The organism is Novosphingobium sediminis (assembly GCF_007991615.1).
GTDB lineage: Bacteria > Pseudomonadota > Alphaproteobacteria > Sphingomonadales > Sphingomonadaceae > Novosphingobium > Novosphingobium sediminis.
In genome coordinates this window covers 51,437-70,930 of the sequence record NZ_BJYR01000003.1, presented here as the reverse complement: position 1 = coordinate 70,930, position 19,494 = coordinate 51,437, and the positions used below count along the sequence as shown (strand labels likewise).

Here is a 19,494-nt window from a genome sequence, read left to right as displayed (position 1 = left end):
TTAGGGCGCCGGGCTCGGTTCCCCGTGGTCGTCGGCATCGATCCAGACCACGTGGGAATCGATCTCCAGCTTGAGGATCGCGCGCAGCGCGGCAAGGCGCGCGGCGATTTCCTCGCGCCGCGCGTCGTTCGCCTGGCGCTGGGCGAAGAGCACATCCGCAAGATCGATCGCGCCGAGCTTGCCGCCAGCGATGGTGCGGTCCGCCACGGCGTTTGCCGCCTCGGCTGATTGCGCCAGCGCCTGCCAACCGGTCAGCCGGGTTTCGGCAAGCGCACGATCTGCAGCCGCCATCGCGGCCACCGAACGCTGGACTCCGGCAAGATCCTGCGCCGCGGCACGGGCATTGGCGGAAGCTTCCTCGGCCTGAAAGCGCCGGTATCCTCCGCCAAGCGGCATCGTGGCGACAACGCCGAGGCCGCGTTCCATGCCGCCGCGTTCGCTGAACGCGCGAACCCCGAACGAGGGATCGGCATGGCGCTCAGCGCGGGCACGATCGGCGGCAAAGCCTTCGCGATCGGCCATGGCCTGTGCGGCGCCGATTTCGTGGCTGCGTTCGATGACCAGCCGGGCCAGCGCATCGAAGCCCATCGGCGGCTCGGCCGGCGCCGTCGGGGCAGGGGGGGCAGGCGGCAGGGGGATGCTTGGGAAGGTGGCGGCAAGCCGGGCGCGTGCCTCGGCTGCGCGGGCAAGAGCGTCAGCGCGCTGGCCGCGGGCGCGGGACAGCGCTGCCCGCGCCTGATCGACATCCAGCGCTGCCGCGTCGCGCAGCGCCGCCCGCCGCTCGATCGCGCCAAGCGCGCGTTCGAGGTTGGCGATATTGGCGGCGTCGCTAGCGGCGAGGGCACCGGCCTCAACCCAGTCGAACCATTGCTCGGACAAGGCAAGCGCGGCCTGATGGCGCGCATCGGCCATCTGGTTCTGCGCGAAGGCAACCCCTGCCGCGCCGGTCTTGCGATCAAGCGTAGCCTTGCCGGGCAGGCGGAAGGGGCGCGTCACGGTTGCGTCGAATTCGGCGAACCTGCCCTCGCGATCGACCGCGCGCTGGAGCGCTGTCGCCTGAATCGAGACTTCCTGCGGCCCCCGCGCCAAGGCGCCCGCCTGCGCCCGCGCGGCATCGATGCGTGCGGCGGCTGACAGCACACCGGGGTAGCTGTCCAGCGCTTCGCTGACGAGCGGCGCAGGCGGCAGATCAGCGCGCTGGTCGAGCGCGGGAGCGGCCTGCGCGAAGGCGAGGCCGGGCAGCAGCACGGCGGCGAACAAGGCGGCGCGGATCATGCCACGCGCCCCCGTTCAAGCACAGCGCTGGTATACCAGCGCACCGCCCCGCTCCGCCGCACGCGGCCAAGGATGCCGAGGGCTTCCGGAATGTCGCCCTCGGGCAGGACGAGTTCAATCGCCCGCCGATCCAGCCGTGCGGTCACGCGCTCCGCGGTCGTTGCATCGGAGAAATCGAGCCCCAGCACGGCCTCGGCGCGCACATGCACCGGCGTCTGCAGCGCAGCGCGCAGCGCTTCGCCGATCACTTCGGCATCAGCAGCGGCGCAGTGAAGAGTGAGCAGCACGTCAGCCATTGGCACGTTCCTCGGGGCTTTCGCCAAAGCGTTCGAACAGGATCGGCAGCAGCACCAGCGTCAGCAGGGTGGAGCTGACCAGCCCACCGATCACCACGATCGCAAGCGGCTGCTGGATTTCGGAGCCGGGGCCGGTCGCGAAGAGCAGCGGCACGAGCCCGAAGGCGGTAATGCTCGCCGTCATCAGCACCGGGCGCAGGCGGCGTTCGGCGCCCAGCCGAACGGCTTCGGCCATGGGCACGCCCTCGGCCCTGAGCTGGCGGAAGTAGGAAACCAGCACGAGCCCGTTGAGCACCGCAATGCCGAGCAGCGCGATGAAGCCGACCGAGGCTGGCACCGAAAGGTACTGCCCAGCCGCCCAGAGCGCGACAATCCCGCCGACCATCGCGAAGGGAATGTTGACGAGGATCAGCAGCGCCGCACGCAGCGAGCGGAGTGTGGCGAGCAGCACGAAGAAGATCAGCAGCAGCGCCGCCGGAACCACCAGCGAAAGCCGCGCAGCGGCGCGCTGCTGGTTCTCGAACTGGCCGCCCCACACCACGCGGTAACCTGCGGGCATCGGCACCTTGGCTTGCACGGCGGCTTTGGCTTCCTCCACGTAGCCGACGAGATCGCGGCCCGAGACGAAGGCCTGCACGAGGGCGTACCGCGAGCCGTTTTCGTGATCGATCTTTACCGGTCCGGCGACCGGGTGGACATGCGCGACATCGCTCAGTCGGACGGTTTGGCCATCAGCACCGCGCAGCAGGGTATCGGAAAAGGCGGCCGGATTGGCCTCGACGCCGCCGGCCCCGCGCATGACGATGGGAATGCGCCGGTTGCCTTCCGCCACCACGCCAGCGCGCACGCCTTCAAGCTGGCCGCGCAGGGTGTCTTCGATGGCGTCGACCGAAAGCCCGGCGCGCCCGGCGGCGAGGCGATCGATATCGATCTGGAGATAATCGACCCGGTCGTTGGCAACGGTCATCACTTCGGTCGCGCCGCGCGTTGCCTTGAGGATTCCCTCGATCTGGCCCGCAAGCTTGCCGAGCGTCGCGCCATCGGGTCCGAAGATCTTGACCGCCAGATCTCCGCGAGATCCGGTGAGCATTTCGGAGACGCGCATCTCGATGGGCTGGGTAAAGCTGGCACTGATGCCGGGGAGGAGGGCCATCGCATGGCGCATGTCTTCGATGATCGCTTCCTTGCTGCCGCGCCATTCGCTCTGCGGCTTCAGCGTGATGAACGTGTCGGTCTCGTTAAGACCCATGGGATCGAGGCCAAGCTCATCGGCGCCGACGCGGGATATTACGCGGTCCACTTCGGGCACTTTGGCCTTCAGAACGCGCTGCGCGGCCATGTCTCCGGCGACTGAGTGGGCAAGGCCGATGGAGGGGCTCTTGACCAGCTGGGCGATCACGCTGCCCTCGTCCATCTGCGGCATGAAGGTCTTGCCGACCGCGCCATAGGCGACGACGGCGGCGGCAAGGCCGAGGCCGGCAACACCATAGACCAGCTTCTGCCGTGCGAAGGCTGCGCCCAGTAGTGCGCTGTAGCGCGGGGCAAGCTGGCGCATCAGCCACGGTTCGCCATGCACGCCAGACTTGAGGCCGAGCGAGGCAAGTACCGGCACCAGCGTCAGCGCCAGCAGCAGCGCCGCCACCAGCGCGAAGATGATCGTCAGCGCAACAGGAGCGAAAAGCTTGCCCTCGAGGCCTTCGAGCGAGACCAGCGGCAGGAACACGAGCGCGATGATGAGGAGCCCTGCCGAGACCGGCACGATCACGTCGCTGGTAGCACGGAACACGTGGTGCAGGCGCGGAGACTGGTCTTCGGCGCGGGCGGCCGAAAGCCGCTCGACCACGTTCTCGACCACCACGACCGCGCCATCGACCAGCATGCCGATGGCAATCGCCAGACCGCCGAGGCTCATCAGGTTCGCGGTAAGGCCCCAGCCGCGCATGAGGATGAAGCAGATGAGCGCGGCCATCGGCAATGTCGTCGCCACGATCGCTGCCGCGCGCCAATCGCCGAGGAACACGACCAGCAGGACGACGACAAGGATCGTCGCCTCGAGCAGCGCTTCCTCCACCGTGCCGACGGCGCGGGCGATCAGGTCCGAACGGTCGTAGAACACGTTGATCGTCATGCCCGGCGGCAGGTTGTGCTTCAGTTCAGCGAGCCGCTCTTTCACCCCGGTGACGACTTTGCGGGCATCCGCACCGCGCAGGGCGATGACCAGGCCTTCGACTGTCTCGCCATGCCCGTCCGCAGTAACCGCGCCGTAGCGGGTCAGGCTGCCATTGCTGATCGTGGCGACATCGCCTAGCCGCAGCACGCGGCCACCGGGGGCATGGAGCACCAGCGCGCGCAGATCATCGAGCGTCTTGATCGCGCCGACTGCCCGCACGATCAGCGCGTTCTCGCCATTGGCAAGGCGGCCAGCGCCATCGTTGCGATTGCCGCTTTCGACGGCTGCCTTCACGTCGGCCATGGTCAGCCCCGCAGCGCCGAGCGCGAGCGGGTCTGGCCGTACTTCGAAGGTGCGCACATAGCCGCCGAGCGCATTGACGTCTGCGACACCCGGTACGGTGCGCAGGGCCGGACGGATGGTCCAGTCGAGCACGGTACGCCGCGCCTCCAGGCTTTGCGGGCCGTCGATTGTGAACATGAAGAGTTCGGAAAGCGGCGTGGAAATCGGAGCAAGTCCGCCGTTCACGCCTGCGGGGAGATCGCCCATCACGCCGGCCAGCCGCTCGCTCACCTGCTGGCGCGCCCAGTAGATGTCGGTGCCGTCGATGAAGTCGATGGTGATGTCGGCGATGGCGTACTTGGCGGTCGCGCGAAGGACGGCCTGCTTGGGCAGACCCAGCATTTCCTGCTCGATCGGCGCAAGAATGCGCGTTTCGACCTCGTCGGGGGTCATGCCCGGTGCCTTGAGGATGATCTTCACCTGCGTCGGCGCGATATCCGGATAGGCATCAATGGGCAGGTTCGCGAAGGTCCAGCCGCCGATCCCGGCGACCACAAGCGCGGCCGCCAGCACGAGGAAACGGAAGGACAGCGCCTTGGCGAGAAGTTCGCGGAGCATCGTGCGGGCGCGGTCAGTTGGCGCCGGCGAGCGTCGAAAGCTCGCTCACACTGCTTGCGGCAACGCGGTCGCCGGGCGCGAGGCCCTTGGTGATGACCGCGCTTTCGCCGGAAACGCCGGCAACCGTTACCGGCCGTGCGCGCACGCCGCCCCGCACCGCGACAAAGACGACCTTGCTGCCGTTCACTTCGCCGAGCGCCGCAACCGGAATGCGCACCGCGCCCGTGGGGGCCGGGCCTTCGATGCCGATGGCCGTTGCGCTGCCAGCCACCGCGCTGCCAGCAGGGATTATCGCGCTGACGGTGGCGGAGCGGGTTGCCGGATCGAGCGATTTGCCGACCGCCGTGACGGTTCCCGAAACCGTACCGATGCGCACGGACATGCCGGGCTTCACGGTCGCCAGAAGCCGCTCGGGCAGCTGTGCGGTGACTTGCAGCGGCCCGCCGCCATCTATGACGAAAGGCGCCATCGTGGGATCGACGGCCTTGCCGGTCTCCGCGCTCATTGCGCTGATCCGGCCGCTAATGGGAGCGCTGAGCGTATAGCCCGCGCCGCCCGCACGTCCGCCGGGGACGAGGCCGATCAGCCGCGCCTGCTCGCCCACATCGATATCGGCCTGCCGCGCCACCGAGGCAGCTTCATCGGCGCGGGCGGGGGCAATGATGCCCTCGCGCGCCAGCTGGCCGAGCCTTGCGGCTTGAGAGCGTGCGACGTTCTGCCGGGCGCGAGCGCGGGCGAGTTCGGCGGTCAGGCTCACCATGTCGCGGCTCGCGATGGTGGCGAGCGGTTGGCCCGCGGTCACGTCCTGCCCGTTGACGACGAAGATGCGGGTGATGACTCCCGGAAACTGCGCGGCGGCGGCAACCCGTGCATTGGGCTGCGGCATGATCTGCGCTGGCAGTTCGGCCACTGGCACTGTCTGCGCAGCCGTGGCGACCGCAAGGGTCAGTCCAAGCGCGTGCATCTGGTCGGCGGAGAGTGCGATCATGCCGTCCTTGGCGGCGCTGGGCGCAGCGCTCACGGCGGGTGCAGCGGTTCCTGCGCCATGAGAGGTCATCCACCACCAGCCACCGCCAGCGAGCAGCACGGCGGCCGCGCCGCCCAGGATCAAGGTATTCTGCTTCATGGTGCCCGCCCTAGTTCGTGAAGCTGACGTCAGCCTGACGCGGCATCAGCCGGAAACTGCAGCCTCAGTTCGCGCGCCTCAGCGCTTGTTTCCAGCGTGCCGCCATGTGCCCGCATGATGCGTTCGACAATGGCAAGGCCAAGCCCCGCGCCATCGCGGCTCGCGTGATCGGCGCGGCGATGGCGCTGCGTCAAAGCGGCCAGTTGGTCTGCCGAGAGTCCCGGTCCTTCATCACGCACAGCAATCAGGCCGCCGTGAGCGGTTCGCACAGTCACGCAGCCGCCTGCCGGGCTCGCCCGCAGCGCGTTCTCGATCAGGTTGCGCAGCGCCGCGCCGATGGCCTCACGCCGTCCGTTCACCACAACCGGCGCATCAGCCTCGAGCGCCAGCCGCAGCCCTTGGTCGAGCGCAATCGGGGCAAGCTGAGCGAGGACATCCCCGGCCACATCGCTGAGATCGACCTGCGTCGGCGTGATCTGCGCGGCGTGGTCGGCATCGATCTGGGCCAGCAGCATGAGCTGGTCGATCAGCCGCCGCATCCGCGCCACATCGCCGCGCATGCGTTCGGCGTCCGGGTGGTCGAGCCGGTCGAGTTCGAGCGAAAGGAGTGTCAGCGGTGTGCGCAGTTCGTGCGCGATATCGGCGGCAAACGCCTCATGCAGCGCGGCTGCGCCATCGATGCGGCCAAGCACGCGGTTGATCGCATCGGCAAAGGGACGCGCTTCGATGGGAAAGTCCGTCGTATCGACGCGGACCCCGCGGGTTTCCCCGGCGCGCGCATCGATTTGCGCTGCGGCATCGATCAGTGGGCGGACCCCGCTCTTGATCGCCCAGCGTCCGGCGAGTGCCATCGGCAGGATCAGCACCGCCATTGGCAGCAGCACGTGTTCGCTGAGTTCGTGGATCGCCCGGACAAACGCATCGTGGTCGCCCAGATTGCTGAACGAGATGCGGTATTCGATGCCGATCACGATCAGCAGCAGCAGCGCGCCGAGGCCGCCGACCCATGCAAGGCTCGCAGTCAGGCGGCGGATGATCGAGGGAGGCCGCTTCATGCCCCGCGCGCCCGTGCCATGTAGCCCACGCCGCGGATCGTATGCAGTTCGAGTGCGGCTCCCGCATCCTCCAGCTTCCTGCGCAGACGCGAGATATTGGCCTCGACCGCGTTGGGGGTCACGGCTTCGTCGAACGTATAAAGGCTGCTCTCGATCACCGCGCGGCGCACCACCTGGCCTGCGCGGCGCAGCAGGAGTTCGATGAGGGCAGCCTCGCGGCGCGTGAGGTCGAGCGCGGTGCCATCGACAGTGACTTGCTGGCTTGCCGGATCGAAGGCGACGTTGCCGAGAACAAGCACGGCATCCTGCCGTCCACCCGGCCGCCGCAACAGCGCCCGCAGCCGCGCCGCAAGTTCGCTCATCGCGAATGGCTTGGGGAGATAGTCGTCGGCACCCGCATCGAGGCCGCGAATGCGGTCTTCCAGCGCATCTCGCGCCGTCAGCACGAGGATAGGCGGGCGCGGACCGTGGTGCCCGCGCATCCAGTCAACGCCGTCGCCATCGGGCAGGCCAAGATCAAGCACGATCCCGTCGAACGGGGCGCCTGCCAGTGCGTCTTCTGCGGCAGCCAGCGAATGGACTGCATCACAGACATGGCCTTGTGCGGCGAGGCCATCGGCGATCAGCCTGGCCAGCCGCTCATTGTCCTCGATGATCAGAACCCGCGCCATTGCTTCCTGCTTTCATCAGCGGGCGGGCAATAGCAAGCGGGCCTGACGGGAGGCTGACGGGGCGGCAGGCAATTATGCGGCGGCGCATTTCCCCGCGTGCGCGGGGTCAGCCGCTACTTGGTCGCGTCGAACGAACCGGCCTTGACTGCGATGGGCTTCGCAGTCGGATAGAACTGGACGAACGTGGTATCGACCGCGCCGTGCTCGGTATGGCAGCTATAGCATTGCGCTTCGGCCCGTACCACGCGCGCCGGCGCCTCATCTGCGAAGTTGAAGAACGCCCAGCCACCCTTGAACCGGTGCGTATCCTTCACATGGACTTCCAGCCCAAAGCGCTGCTCGGTCTGGAACGTGCCCGACTTGTTGATCGAACCCGAGTGAGCCCCGGCACGCGGTTCCTTGACCAGCACGGTGCCGTCAGGCCAGTGACCGGTCTGCTTGAAAGCACGCCAAGCCTGCGGATCGACGAACACGTTGTCGACCATGTCGTGGTCCATCCCGAGTTCACCGTCGCTGTAGTTCATGTTGACGCCCGAGGTGAGGAAGACCCACTCGCGGTAATCTGCCGGGAATTCGAGCTCACCTTGCGCCGTGTAGTGCGCGGCGGCGGGCGGTGTGGCTTGGGAGTTGGCAGTTGTGCCGAGCAGGGCAAAGGCGAGCGTGGCTGCACCGGCAGCGAGCAGAGGCAACTTCATGGCTTATTCTCCTAGAACTGGTGTTCGGGTTGCCGCGCGCCGGCGATAGTCCGGATCGAACGTATGACGCGCTCGCGCATCGCTTGCTTGGTCTGGGTGTGTGCGGCCATGTCGATGCCCTTCAGCTGCACCACAACAGCATTGGCGGCGGCGGCAAGATGATCGGGCGGCACCAGCCGATCGAGGAAGCCGGCGGAGACAGCATCGCCGGGTGACAGCATTTCGCCAAGCGCACAGACGCGGTGACGCCAGGTCTGCGCGAGGCGGTAACCCGCCAGTTCCAAAGCGAAATCCGGAACGGCAAGGCCGATCGCCACTTCATTGAGTCCGATGCGGTAGTCTCCTTCGGCGCCGATCCGCACGTCGCTTGCAAGCAGAAGGAAGGCGCCCATCGGAAAAACATGGCCTCCGCACAAGGCGATCACCGGGTAAGGGTGTTCGAGCAGGGCGAGAATGGCCCTGATCCCCGCTTGAACCATGGTCCGGCTCGCCGAAGCATCGCGGTTCATCAGGGGCTTCACATCAAATCCTGCGGAAAACACCCTGTCCCGGCCCGAGCGGAGCAGGATCATCGCGCGATCTGCAGCGGCGCGGTCGATCGCGCCGCACAGCGCGCCAAGCAACTCCGCCGTCATCACGTTCACTTTGCCGTCATCGATGGTGATCGTGGCGAGGCCATCCTCGAACTCGTAAAGCACACTCGGCATGGCAACCGTTTCTCCTTGAACCTGCCTAGGTACTATTATTGATATATAGACCGGTCAATATAATTTAGTCACCATTGGATGATTGACGCCCGCCGCGTTGCCGGTCAGGCACACAAGGCAGTTCGATCCGATGGAAACGCACGATGGCAGCAGCTAGGCACAGGCAGTCGATTGTGGATGCAGCGGTACGGCTGTTCCGCCAGCGGGGCTATGCGGCGACCGGGCTCAACGATCTGGTCAAGGAAAGCGGCGCGCCCAAGGGTTCGCTCTATCACTACTTTCCGGAAGGCAAGCCGGCGATTGCGGCCGCTGCTGTCGAGGAAGCCGGGCTGCGGGTGCTGCGGACATTCGAGGAAGTCGCCGCGCGCACCACGACGACTGCCGAGCTTGTCGTCGAACATGCCCACTTGCTGGCGGGATGGATGCAAGCCTCGGGCTTTCGCGACGGCTGCCCGATCACCACGATACTGCTCGAACTTGCGCCCGAAGATGAAAAGGTAGCCGAGGCCGGCCGAAACGCCTTCGCGGGCCGCCTTGCGCTGCTGCGCGACAGGCTGATCAAGGATGGCTACGACGCCGTTTCGGCGGAAAACCTTGCGCTGGTGTGCACAAATGCGGTGCAGGGGAGCCTCGTCATGGCCCGGATCGAATCCAGCTGCGCGCCGATCGAACGAACTGCGGCACAACTGGCGCGGATGCTAGAATCAAAGGCCTGACCGAAGCTCGGCTGCGAGCCTCGGTCATCGCCATCTTCATCGGAAATCAGGCGCCGAAACCGCCGTCGATCGTCTGCATCGAACCGGTGATCATCGCGCCGTGAGGTCCGGCCAGATAGGTGGCCAGTTCGGCGATCTCAGTGGGCCTGGCATGGCGCTTGATCGCCATGAAGCTGTGCATCGTCGCCGCCATGGGCCCCTCCGCCGGGTTCATGTCGCTATCGGTCGGCCCCGGCTGGATGCTGTTCACGGTGATCCCGCGGTGGCCGAAATCGCGCCCAAGGCCGCGAACCATGCCCTGTACGGCTGACTTCGTCATGGCATAGGCCGCGCCGCCCGCGAACGGCATGCGGTCGCCGTTGACCGAGCCGATGATCAGGATGCGGCCGTTCTCGTTCATGCGCCGCGCTGCTTCGACCGAGGCGTGGTAGGGCGCGCGAACATTGACGTCGATCATGTGGTCGATCGCATCGGCATCGAGTTCAAGCGGATCGCCAAGGACGAGCGTGCCCGCATTGACGACGAGGACATCGAGCGAGCCGCGGCTGGAAACGAGAGCCGTGAGTTCGGCGCGGTCAGCGCTGTTGGCCCGTAGCGCCGTGGCACCGGTTTCGGCGGCAAGCGCTTCGGCGGCATCCCGTGATCCGGCATAGGTGAAGGCAACCGTGGCCCCGGCGGCGCTGAAGCGCCGGACGAGGGCAGCGCCGATGCCGCGGCTGCCACCAAGGACGAGGACATTCTTCTGGGCAAGGTCAGTCATGATCAATCTCCTTCAGGTTGGGTCAGCCGGGCGGATTGTCAGGTTGAAGAAGCCGCCATGCTGTCTGGACTGGAAGATGCGCTTGCGGCATCGTTCGCACTAGGCATCCAATCCCGGAACTTGCTGACGGAATTTCCGAACGATGATGAAGCTGGATGGCATTGCCGCCTTCGTTGCCGCGGTGGACGAAGGATCGATCAGCGCGGCTTCGCGGCGGCTCGGCCTCGCCAAATCAGTTGTCAGCGAAAGGCTGGCGGAACTGGAGCGGTTGCTGGGCGTCACGTTGCTTCAGCGTTCAACGCGCCGGTTGACGCTTACCAGCGCGGGCCAGTCGCTGCTCCCGCGCGCGCAGCGTATTCTGCGTGAGGTGGAGGAGGCCGCGCACGAACTCGATGCGAGCAGCGGCAAGCTGGCCGGGCCGCTCAGGATCTCCGCGCCGGTCGGCTTCGGCATTCTCCATCTTGGCCCGGCCATCGCGCGGTTCCTGACTGATCATCCCGACATCGAACTGTCGCTCGAACTCGATGACAGTTTCGTCGATGCGGCCACCGGTGGGTTTGATGCCGTGCTGCGCCACGGACCGGTCCGTGACAGCCGCCTGATAGCCCGGCGGCTGGCGAACAGCCGGCGCCTGCTCGTCGCCGCGCCCGCCTATCTGGCCGCGCACGGCACGCCTTGCTCGCTGGCCGAACTCGAACGCCATCGCGGCGTGCTTTACGCAAATCGGCTGAATGACTGGCGCTTTGCGGCGGAGGACGGCTGGGTGGTCGTGCGGCCCAAACCGGCGCTGCGGGTGAACAACGGCATCTTCATGCGCGACGCCGCGCTCGCCGGGCTGGGACTCGCGCTGCTGCCGACATTCTTCGTCCACGAGGAGGTGCGCTCGGGCGCGCTCGTCGAAGTCGACGTCGGCAGCACGGCCGAGGGTGCCGAGTTGTTCCTTGCCTATCCCCGCGATCATGGTGCCGCCGCCCGCATTCGGGCGTTCAGCGAAAGCCTGCGGCGCAGCTTCGGTGATCCGCCCTATTGGGATGCGGCCTAGCGCCACCCTCCGCCGAGCGCCTGAAACAGCTGCACGCGCGCTGTCAGCGCGTCGGTTTGCAGGCTTACCAGCGCGAGATCCGCATTGAGCAGCCCGCGCTGGGCATCGAGTTGTTCGAGATAGCTGGAATAACCGGCGCGGTAGCGGTTTGTCGCAAGGCGCAAGGCCTCGGCCACGGTATCGCGCTGGTGGCGGGCGAGCGCGATCTGTGCATCGACTGCGCCGATCGCGGCGAGCGCGTCTTCCACTTCGCGCAGGCTCTGCAGCACTGTCCGGCGATAGGCAAAGGCGGCCTGATCGCGCTGGCCGGCCGCGGCCTCCACCCCGGCGCGCAGGCGTCCACCTGCGAACAGCGGCGCTAGCACGCTGCCGCCAGCCTGCCACAGCGTGATCGGGTCAGCGAGGAGGCTCGAAATGGCAAGGCCGCCGCTGGCGCTGAGGCGAAGTTGCGGCAGGAAACGCTTGCGTGCCGCGCGCAGAGCGGCGTCGGTGGCCGCGAGTTGATCGGCTGCCTGCGCAATATCAGGACGGCGATCCAGCAGGTCGGACGGTAGGCCGGCGGGGACTGGTGGCACGGCAAGCGAGCGCAGCGCACCGCCGCGCTCGATTTCATGCGGCGGCTCCCCTGTCAGTTGGCTCAGCCCATCCTCGGTCCGCCTGATCGCGCCTTCGATCTGCGGGATGATCTGGGCTGTCGCATCGTATTCGGCGCGGGCCTGCTGCAGTTCGAGCTTGGGCGAATAGCCTGCCCGGTCGCGCGACTGCGCGATCCGCAAGGATTCGCTCCGCGCGGCGAGCGTATCGCGCGCCACCTGCAGCCGGGCATCGAGGCCGAGCAGCGCGATGTACTGGCTGGCGACTGCACTGGCGATGGCCAGCCTGACGCTGCCGTGCGCGGCTTCGCTGGCGAGGTATGCCTGCCGGGCCGCCTCGGTCGAATCCGCCAGCCGTCCGAACAGATCGACTTCATAGCCTGCAACAACCTGCGGCTGGAGGAACTCCTGATTGAGCGGTGTCCCGAAGGCGCTCACGGTGCGGGAATGGCCGCCCGCCGCTCCTGCATCGAGGGTTGGCAGCAGCTGCGACCGGGCGAGCGCGACATTGGCGCGCGCCTCGCGCACGCGGCCTGCGGCAATCGCCACGTCGGGGTTGTTGGCGATCGCCCGCTCGACAAGCTGCGCGAGCACAGGATCGCCAAAGCTGCTCCACCAGCGGGCATCGACGGGATCGCGCTGCGCATCGGCATTCCCCCGCCATGCGGCGGGCGGGGTGAGCGGGGGCACTTCAGATGGCTTGCCGCCAGAGACGCACGCCCCCAGCAGCAAGGCCGCAATGAGCGGCATCCGCCGCCAGGTCATGGTTTTGCTCCGCGCGTGTCCACGGTGACTTCGACCGACATTCCGGGGCGCAGCCGCCGCGCCGCCGCCTGCCCGGGATCGACCGCGATCCGTACCGCGATCCGCTGCGCAACCTTGACGAAGTTCCCCGTCGCATTGTCCGGCTTGATGACCGCAAACTCGGACCCCGCTGCGGGCGCAATGTTCTGGACCCGGCCGGTGAGCTCGGCGCCGCCGAGCGCGTCGACGCGGAACCGGGCAGGTTGGCCCACAGCCATGCCGCGCGTCTGCGCTTCCTTGAAGTTGGCGACGACCCATGCGTCGTGCGGGACGAGGAACACCAGCTGCGTGCCCGGCGTCACATAGGCGCCGTTGCGCACGCCGATTTCGGAAAGCTGGCCATCGACCGGCGCGCGGATAACCGTGTTGTCGAGATCGATCTGGGCCAGCCGCAGCTGCGCGCGGGCCGCGTCGACAGCGGCGCGCAGGCCTTCGCGGCCAACGACCACGGTGCGCACGTCCTGTGTTCCGATCGCGCGCCCGGCCTGCGCCTGACGCACGCCGGCTTCGGCTGCCATCAGCGCGGCGCGGGTCTGGTCACGCTCGCGTTCAGAAATCGAACCATCGGCGACGAGCGCATCGGCGCGCTTCATGTCGGCGCGGGCGCGTTCCAGCTGCGCTGCGGCATTGGCAATCCCGGCATCCTGACTTTGCGTCGCCGTCTCGCGCGAGCGCTGGGCCTGCGCCGAATTGGCGAGCGCGGCTTCCTGCGCCGCGAGATTGGCCTCGGCTTGCGCCACCCGCGCGCGGTAGATCCGGTCGTCGATCGTGGCGATGATCTGGCTGGCCTTCACTTCGGTGAAGTCCTGCACCGGGACCGAGGTGACGTAGCCGTTTACTTGCGGGCTGATGATTGTGACACGCCCGCGCACATAGGCATTGTCGGTCGCTTCGGTGATCCCGGCGAACGGCGGCAGGCGCCATGCGTAGAGGAGCGCGAGGACCGCGAGCAGCGCGACCACGATGATCGCGATCACGGTCAGCCGGCTCTTTTCAGGCGGTCGCCAGCCTTGCGGCGCCGTGCCGGATACCTGCGGATCGCCAGTCGGGGCCTGCGCTTCGGCGGGGGCTTCACTCATCGTCTGGCCTCATGGTGTAGATTGGTTTGCGGCAGCGGCGGCGGCTTGTGCCATGCGCTGCTGGAGCAGGATGACAGGGGACGTTTCATGGCGCCGCCAGATCGAGATCCGGATGCCGATGCCCCACAGTGACGTCAGCACGGCAAGCATGCCAACCAGCATGAACACATCGTTGAAGGCGAGAATGTTCGCCTCCCGCGCTACCTGCTGGGCGACCAGCGCACCGCCCTCGGCACTGCGATAGGCAGCATCGCCCTGCGTCGGTGCGAGCACGCCGGCACTGGCTCGCATCCGCGCGGCAATCAGCGGATCCGTCATCACGATCGACTGGACCAGCTCGTGCGAGTGATACTTCTCGCGCGCGGTCTGGAACGTGCCGAGCAGCGCACCGCCGGCCAGCCCGCCGATGCTTTGGCTCATCGAGAAAATCACGACGAAGCTGATGAAGTGCTTCGGCCCCGCCAGCAGCGTGCGCGCAATGCCGATGACCATCGCCTGCGCGAGGAACAGCAGCGACGCAAAGCCGATCAGCGCCTGACTGAAATAGAAGTTCTCCGGCCGCGAAAGGTTCGTGGCCGAGGCATCCATGAACGCACCCACGGCAATCAGCACCACGGCGACCGTGATCGGCGTTGAGAGCTGCTCGGGGCGGAACGTCACCACCGCCGTGGCGAGGCCTGCCAGGGACGCGAGCACGATGATGAAGTTGAGCGTCACCATCTCGTCATTGTTCATCCCCACGACCGTCAGCAGGCCGATCGAGCCAAATGCCTGTTCAGAAAGCAGGACGCGGATCGCCGTCGCGATCAGGATGAGGCGCAGCAGTTCGCGCGTGCCGAGCCAGCGGGTGTTGATCAGCGGGTTCCTGCGCAGATGCTCGATCAGCAGCGCTGCACCGATCAACACTACGCTGGCCGCCAGCGCGATGCCGAGCCACGGCCGCTCCGTCCACCATTCGATGCGCCCCTCCGAAAGCACTGCAATCAGCAGCGCGGTGCCCGGCGCGAACAACGCAAACGTCAGCAGATCGAGCGGCTCGAACACCTTGTCGCGTTCGCTGGGCGGCAGAGGCAGCGCCATGACCGCCGCCAGCGTGGCCAGCGCCAGCCCCAGCTCGAACCAATAGAGCATGTGCCAATTGCCCCATTCGAGCAGGTGGGGCGAGAGCGCACGCGCCAATGGGCTTGCCAGCTGCGGCACGCAGATGCCGATCATTGCCCCAGCCAGCCGCTTGGGCGCGGGCATGCTCTGCATGAAATAGAGGATGGTCAGCGTGGAAAGACCGCTCGCCGCGACGCCGCTGACCGCACGCACGGCCACGGCCGACCAGAAGTCATGAGCGAACAGGTGGAGCAGCGTTGCCAGCGCATAGGCCGCCAGCATCCAGCGGATGAACGGCTGCAGCCCGAACTGTTGGCGATACTTCACCAGCAGCAGATTGGACGGCACATTGGTCATGAAATAGGCGGCGGTAAGCCATGTCGCCTCGTCGCTGTAGAGCCCAAGCGAGCCTTGCGCGAAGTTGAGGTTCACCAATGTGAGCGCATTGCCCAGCCCGCCGGTGATGCCGACAAGCGCTCCAATGGCAAAGTAACCGCGCCGCCGCCATGCGGGATGCTCCGGATTGGCGGGCGAACCGGGCAGTGTCGGCCGCTCATGCGGCTTGAAGACATAGGGAGCGGCTTCGGCCATCAGTTCGCGCTGCGCAGACTGGACTTTCGAGGCTTCCTCATCATCGATCTCCTTCGACAGAGGTAAAAACGAAAGGTTGCCGAAACGGGGTTGCAGCGCAGCAGGCGCCGCATGTTTCTACAATATTTCTAGAGGCTTGGCTTGCAGAAAATCGGCTGGCGATGCGGCATTTCCAGAGCAGCGTAGCCGCTGGGAAAGCAACGAGCGCTCAGGGCTCGGTCGGCTGGGTTGTCCAGCCCAGTGCCGGGATCGTGATCGAACGGCGACCGGAAAGATCGGTCCGCGCGACGATGATATCGCGCTCTTCCATGTAGCTCAGGACGCGCCGCGCGCGGCCGAGCGAACTGGTGCCATAGACCAGCGCGATCTCCTGATCGCTGGGGCAGGGGCGGTTCTCGCTCGCAGCTCGCGCGATCAGGAGGAAGGCGCCAAGCATGTCATCGGGCACCCGGCGGCCTGCTTCGAGTGCGGGGGCCCATTCATCCTCCAGTCCCTCGAAAATGCCGGCACGCGCGGCGGCGAAGCGGCGGGTAAAGCCTGCCAGATCGAGCGGGGTGTGGCGCAGGCCATGCATGCGGCAGCGGACCTGGAAGTCCTGAAACAGCACCGCCGTCGTCTTTCCGGTCGCTTCCTCATCGGCAACGATGGCGCGCAGGGAGGCGGCCATGACCGGCTCTGGATCAACCGGTTCTGGCAGATCTTCCGCGATAGGCGTTACCGGCAGGCGGGCGAGTTCCTCCAGCACGAGCGTGGCGGGTTGCGGGCGCGGTGTGGGCGCTGGTGCGGTGAGGGGGGCTGCATCCTCGAGCCCTGCCAGCAGGAACTCGCGCATGTCTCCGGCGGGGGCATCGGGCAGCGGCACAAGCACCGGGCTGCTGCTCCGCGCCGATGTTTCGACCGGGCCGATCTTCAGCATCACCGGCCGCCGCGCGATGGCAGGGCCCAGCCCAAGAAACGTGCCCCGTGCGAGATCCCGGATGGATTCGGCCTGCCGCCGCTCCATGCCGAGGAGGTCCGCCGCGCGCGCCATGTCGATATCGAGGAAGGTGCGGCCCATCAGGAAGTTGCTCGCTTCGGCCGCGACGTTCTTGGAAAGCTTGGCGAGGCGCTGTGTCGCGATGATCCCGGCAAGGCCGCGCTTGCGCCCGCGTGACATCAGGTTGGTCATCGCGCCCAGAGAGGCACGGCGCACTTCCTCGCTCACTTCCGCTCCCGCAGCGGGGGCGAAGATCTGCGCTTCGTCGACCACCACCAGCGCCGGGAACCAGTGCTCGCGCGGGGCATCGAACAGGCCCATGAGGAAAGCGGCAGCGCAGCGCATCTGGCCTTCCATCTCGAGCCCTTCGAGGCTCAGCACCACTGACGTCCGGTGCTCGCGGCAGCGCCGCGCAAAGTGGGTGATCTCGCTCACCGAATAGTCGACCGCCTCGACCGCGACGTGGCCGTGTGGGCCGGCAAGCGTAACGAAATCGCCTTCCGGATCGATGATGATCTGCTGGACCTGCCCGGCGCTCTTTTCCAGCAGCCGCCGCAGCAGATGCGATTTGCCCGAGCCGGAATTGCCCTGGACGAGCAGACGCGTCGCCAGAAGCTCTTCCAGATCGACCAGCGCCGCACCCCCGGCACCATCGAATCCCATGTCTACCTTGAGAGTCATCCCGCGCCGCATGGCCCGTTTGCGCAGGTCTGAGCAAGACCCGGCGAAGGGCTTAGGCGGTGATAACGGCCGCTCATCCTATCAAATGGGCCATGTGGCATTCAGTCCGGATTGAAAAACATCGGTTGGCCTTGCAAGTGGGCTTGAACGCTGGCGCATGGGACCGGCGAAATCGGAGATCGTGCGAGTGAACAAGGCGGTCAGTCTCGGGCAGGCCTTGCGGCGTGCGGTCCATCTGCGCGGTAAGGGGCTGGCGGTGATCGACGGCGCCAAGTCGTTCACTTGGGAAGCCTTTTCCAATCGCGTTGCACGTCTGGCAGGCGTATTCGCATCGCTGGGCCTTGCAGAGGGCGGCCGGGTCGTCCTGCTTTCGCTCAACAGCCATTATTCGCTCGAATGCTTCTTCGCGGCTATCCATGCGGGTGGGGCGATCACGCCGCTCAACCACCGCCTGTCGCTTGGCGAACTGAGAGATCAGGTGGCGGACTGCCAGCCGGACGTGATCGTGCTGGGGCCTGATTTCTGCGATCTGGGGCCGGAGTTGCAGGCAGCGGCCGGCAGCCGGGTGCCCCTGCTTTTTGCTGGCGAGGGTGATGCACCAGACGGCATGGCAAGCCTCGAGAGCCTCATGGCAGCTTCAAAGCCTTTGCCGGATCAAGGTCGGTGCGGGGATGATCTTGCCGTCCTCATGTACACCAGCGGCACCACGAGTGCGGCAAAGGGTGTCATGCTCAGCCATGCCAACTTCGTCGCCAACACGGCCAATACCTACGGCGATCTCGGCTTCGGGCCAGACATCGTGCATCTGCATCACGGCCCGCTGTTCCATGTCGCCGCTGCCGCACGGGTGTTTTCGGTGACGCACGCCGCTGGCACCCATGTGCTGCTGCCGCGCTTCGTGGCAGGTGAAGTCATTGCTGCAATCCAATGGACGGGCGTCACACATGCCACATTCGTCCCGACGATGCTGCGCGCGATGCTCGATGATCCGGCACTGATCGAAGCGGACCTCTCTTCGCTGCGCGTCCTTTCCTATGGCTCTGCCCCGATGCCCGAAGCGCTGCTGCGGGAACTGATGGCGGCGCTGCCGGATGTCGGCTTCCTCCAATCCTACGGCATGACCGAGCTTTCTCCGGTCGTGACCATTCTGGACTGCGAAGATCACTTGCCCGAGCACTGGGCCAGCGGCCGCCTGCGCTCGGCGGGAAGACCGGTGCTGCTTGCCGAAGTCGGCGTGGTCGATGCGCAGGACCGCCTGCTGCCGCCCGGCGAGGCGGGCGAAATCGTGGCGCGCGGGCCCAACGTGATGCTCGGCTACTGGAACCGCCCCGAACTCACCGCCGAGGTCAAGCGCGGCGGCTGGATGCACACCGGCGACATCGGCTACTTCGATGATGATGGCTACCTCTTCGTGGTCGACCGGCTGAAGGACATGATCATCTCGGGCGGCGAGAACGTCTATTCGCTCGAAGTGGAAAACGCGCTCGCTTCGCACCCGGCGGTTTCGCAGTGCGCGGTGTTTGGCCGCCCGCACGAACACTGGGGGGAAGCGGTCCATGCCGTCGCCACGCTCAAGCCCGGAGCGGAGGCCACCGAGCGCGAGCTCATCGAGCATTGCCGCGGTATTCTCGCGCACTACAAGTGCCCGCGAACGCTGGAAATCCGTGATCTGCCGATGCCGCTCAGCGGCGCAAACAAGATCTCCAAGGCCGCGCTCAAGGAGGAGTTAAGGGCCCGGGAGCGTACCGGCGAGCCTTGACGGCAGCCTTGCCCCAAAAATGCGAGTTGCGGTGATGCCTGCCCGGCGTCAGCCTCCACCCAAACAGCGGGGGAGGAAGCGCAAGAGGCCATGGTCGATCCTTACGTCTATGTCGTGATCGTCAGCGCGCTGGCGCTGCTGGCCTATTACTTCACGCTGCTGATGGCGGGCCTTGCGCGTGGGCGCTTCAAGATCCCGGTCCCCTCGCACAGCGGCCCGGAGGAATACGAGCGCTATGTCCGTGCGCACCACAACACGCTGGAGCACCTCGTGCTGTTCCTGCCGGGAATGTGGCTGTTCGCCTATGTGGTGAGCCCATACTGGGCCGCCGGGATCGGCGCGATCTGGCCCTTCATGCGCGTGCTCTATGCGCGCGGCTATCACAAGGCGGCGGAGAAGCGGCTGATCCCGCTCTATATCTCGATGCCGCCGATCTACACATTCGTGCTCGGCTCGCTCATCGGCGGGATCGTTCGCGTGGCACAGGGGGCCTGAGG

17 protein-coding genes are annotated in these 19,494 nt (G+C 66.7%); 4 read left to right on the top strand and 13 right to left on the bottom strand.

The genetic code is table 11. The annotated features are described in order from the left end of the window. The 8 genes from NSE01_RS02665 to NSE01_RS02630 all read right to left on the bottom strand — a co-directional run bounded on the left by NSE01_RS02665 (nt 1) and on the right by NSE01_RS02630 (nt 8,895). Entirely contained in the window at nt 1-1,275 is a 1,275-nt protein-coding gene (locus NSE01_RS02665; protein ID WP_147158087.1) for a TolC family protein, read from the bottom strand. Beyond that, nucleotides 1,272-1,571: a DUF3240 family protein gene (locus NSE01_RS02660; protein ID WP_147158086.1), complete on the bottom strand. Its 300-nt coding sequence runs from the start codon at nt 1,569-1,571 to the stop codon at nt 1,272-1,274. Before NSE01_RS02660 ends, NSE01_RS02665 begins: the two co-directional genes overlap by 4 nt. Then, on the bottom strand, nt 1,564-4,641 hold the full coding sequence (locus tag NSE01_RS02655; RefSeq protein WP_147158085.1) for an efflux RND transporter permease subunit: 3,078 nt from the start codon (nt 4,639-4,641) through the stop codon (nt 1,564-1,566). The genes NSE01_RS02660 and NSE01_RS02655 overlap by 8 nt, the downstream gene beginning before the upstream one ends. Nucleotides 4,642-4,654: 13 nt before the next feature. Further along, a complete protein-coding gene (locus NSE01_RS02650) occupies nt 4,655-5,767 on the bottom strand; it encodes an efflux RND transporter periplasmic adaptor subunit (RefSeq protein WP_246134996.1) in 1,113 nt (370 codons plus the stop codon). 29 nt (nt 5,768-5,796) lie between these two features. After that, nucleotides 5,797-6,822, bottom strand: a complete 1,026-nt coding sequence (locus NSE01_RS02645; protein WP_147158084.1) for a sensor histidine kinase — start codon at nt 6,820-6,822, stop codon at nt 5,797-5,799. Next, nucleotides 6,819-7,493: a response regulator gene (locus NSE01_RS02640; RefSeq protein WP_147158083.1), complete on the bottom strand. Its 675-nt coding sequence runs from the start codon at nt 7,491-7,493 to the stop codon at nt 6,819-6,821. Before NSE01_RS02640 ends, NSE01_RS02645 begins: the two co-directional genes overlap by 4 nt. 113 nt (nt 7,494-7,606) lie before the next feature. Further along, nucleotides 7,607-8,188, bottom strand: coding sequence for a cytochrome P460 family protein (locus NSE01_RS02635; RefSeq protein ID WP_147158082.1), 582 nt, complete (start codon nt 8,186-8,188; stop codon nt 7,607-7,609). 11 nt (nt 8,189-8,199) lie between these two features. Then, on the bottom strand, nt 8,200-8,895 hold the full coding sequence (locus NSE01_RS02630; RefSeq protein WP_147158081.1) for a crotonase/enoyl-CoA hydratase family protein: 696 nt from the start codon (nt 8,893-8,895) through the stop codon (nt 8,200-8,202). 143 nt (nt 8,896-9,038) lie between these two features. On the opposite strand from NSE01_RS02630, the gene NSE01_RS02625 reads away from it, so the two are divergent. Further along, on the top strand, nt 9,039-9,611 hold the full coding sequence (locus NSE01_RS02625; protein WP_147158080.1) for a TetR/AcrR family transcriptional regulator: 573 nt from the start codon (nt 9,039-9,041) through the stop codon (nt 9,609-9,611). Nucleotides 9,612-9,657: 46 nt separating this feature from the next. Here the strand turns inward: NSE01_RS02625 and bdcA are convergent, their stop codons facing one another. Continuing rightward, nucleotides 9,658-10,371, bottom strand: a complete 714-nt coding sequence (gene bdcA, locus NSE01_RS02620) for an SDR family oxidoreductase (RefSeq protein ID WP_147158079.1) — start codon at nt 10,369-10,371, stop codon at nt 9,658-9,660. Between the two features lie 142 nt (nt 10,372-10,513). Here bdcA and NSE01_RS02615 point away from each other — a divergent pair, with 142 nt between their 5' ends. Next, a complete protein-coding gene (locus NSE01_RS02615; RefSeq protein ID WP_147158078.1) occupies nt 10,514-11,413 on the top strand; it encodes a LysR family transcriptional regulator in 900 nt (299 codons plus the stop codon). Here NSE01_RS02615 and NSE01_RS02610 read toward each other — a convergent pair. The 4 genes from NSE01_RS02610 to NSE01_RS02595 form a co-directional block, all read right to left on the bottom strand. Next, a complete protein-coding gene (locus tag NSE01_RS02610; protein WP_147158077.1) occupies nt 11,410-12,771 on the bottom strand; it encodes an efflux transporter outer membrane subunit in 1,362 nt (453 codons plus the stop codon). The genes NSE01_RS02615 and NSE01_RS02610 overlap by 4 nt on opposite strands. Further along, nucleotides 12,768-13,889 carry an HlyD family secretion protein gene (locus tag NSE01_RS02605; protein ID WP_147158076.1) on the bottom strand — a complete coding sequence of 374 codons (1,122 nt, stop codon included), beginning with the start codon at nt 13,887-13,889 and terminating at the stop codon, nt 12,768-12,770. The genes NSE01_RS02610 and NSE01_RS02605 overlap by 4 nt, the downstream gene beginning before the upstream one ends. Nucleotides 13,890-13,898: 9 nt before the next feature. Beyond that, a complete protein-coding gene (locus tag NSE01_RS02600; protein ID WP_147158075.1) occupies nt 13,899-15,581 on the bottom strand; it encodes an MFS transporter in 1,683 nt (560 codons plus the stop codon). A 208-nt stretch (nt 15,582-15,789) separates the two neighbouring features. Further along, nucleotides 15,790-17,238, bottom strand: coding sequence for a helicase HerA domain-containing protein (locus NSE01_RS02595; RefSeq protein WP_147158074.1), 1,449 nt, complete (start codon nt 17,236-17,238; stop codon nt 15,790-15,792). Between the two features lie 187 nt (nt 17,239-17,425). On the opposite strand from NSE01_RS02595, the gene NSE01_RS02590 reads away from it, so the two are divergent. After that, the gene (locus NSE01_RS02590) at nt 17,426-18,997 is read left to right on the top strand and encodes an acyl-CoA synthetase (protein WP_218033234.1); all 1,572 of its coding nucleotides are present in this window, start codon (nt 17,426-17,428) and stop codon (nt 18,995-18,997) included. 90 nt (nt 18,998-19,087) lie between these two features. Then, nucleotides 19,088-19,492 carry an MAPEG family protein gene (locus NSE01_RS02585; RefSeq protein ID WP_147158072.1) on the top strand — a complete coding sequence of 135 codons (405 nt, stop codon included), beginning with the start codon at nt 19,088-19,090 and terminating at the stop codon, nt 19,490-19,492. Nucleotides 19,493-19,494 lie beyond the last annotated feature (2 nt).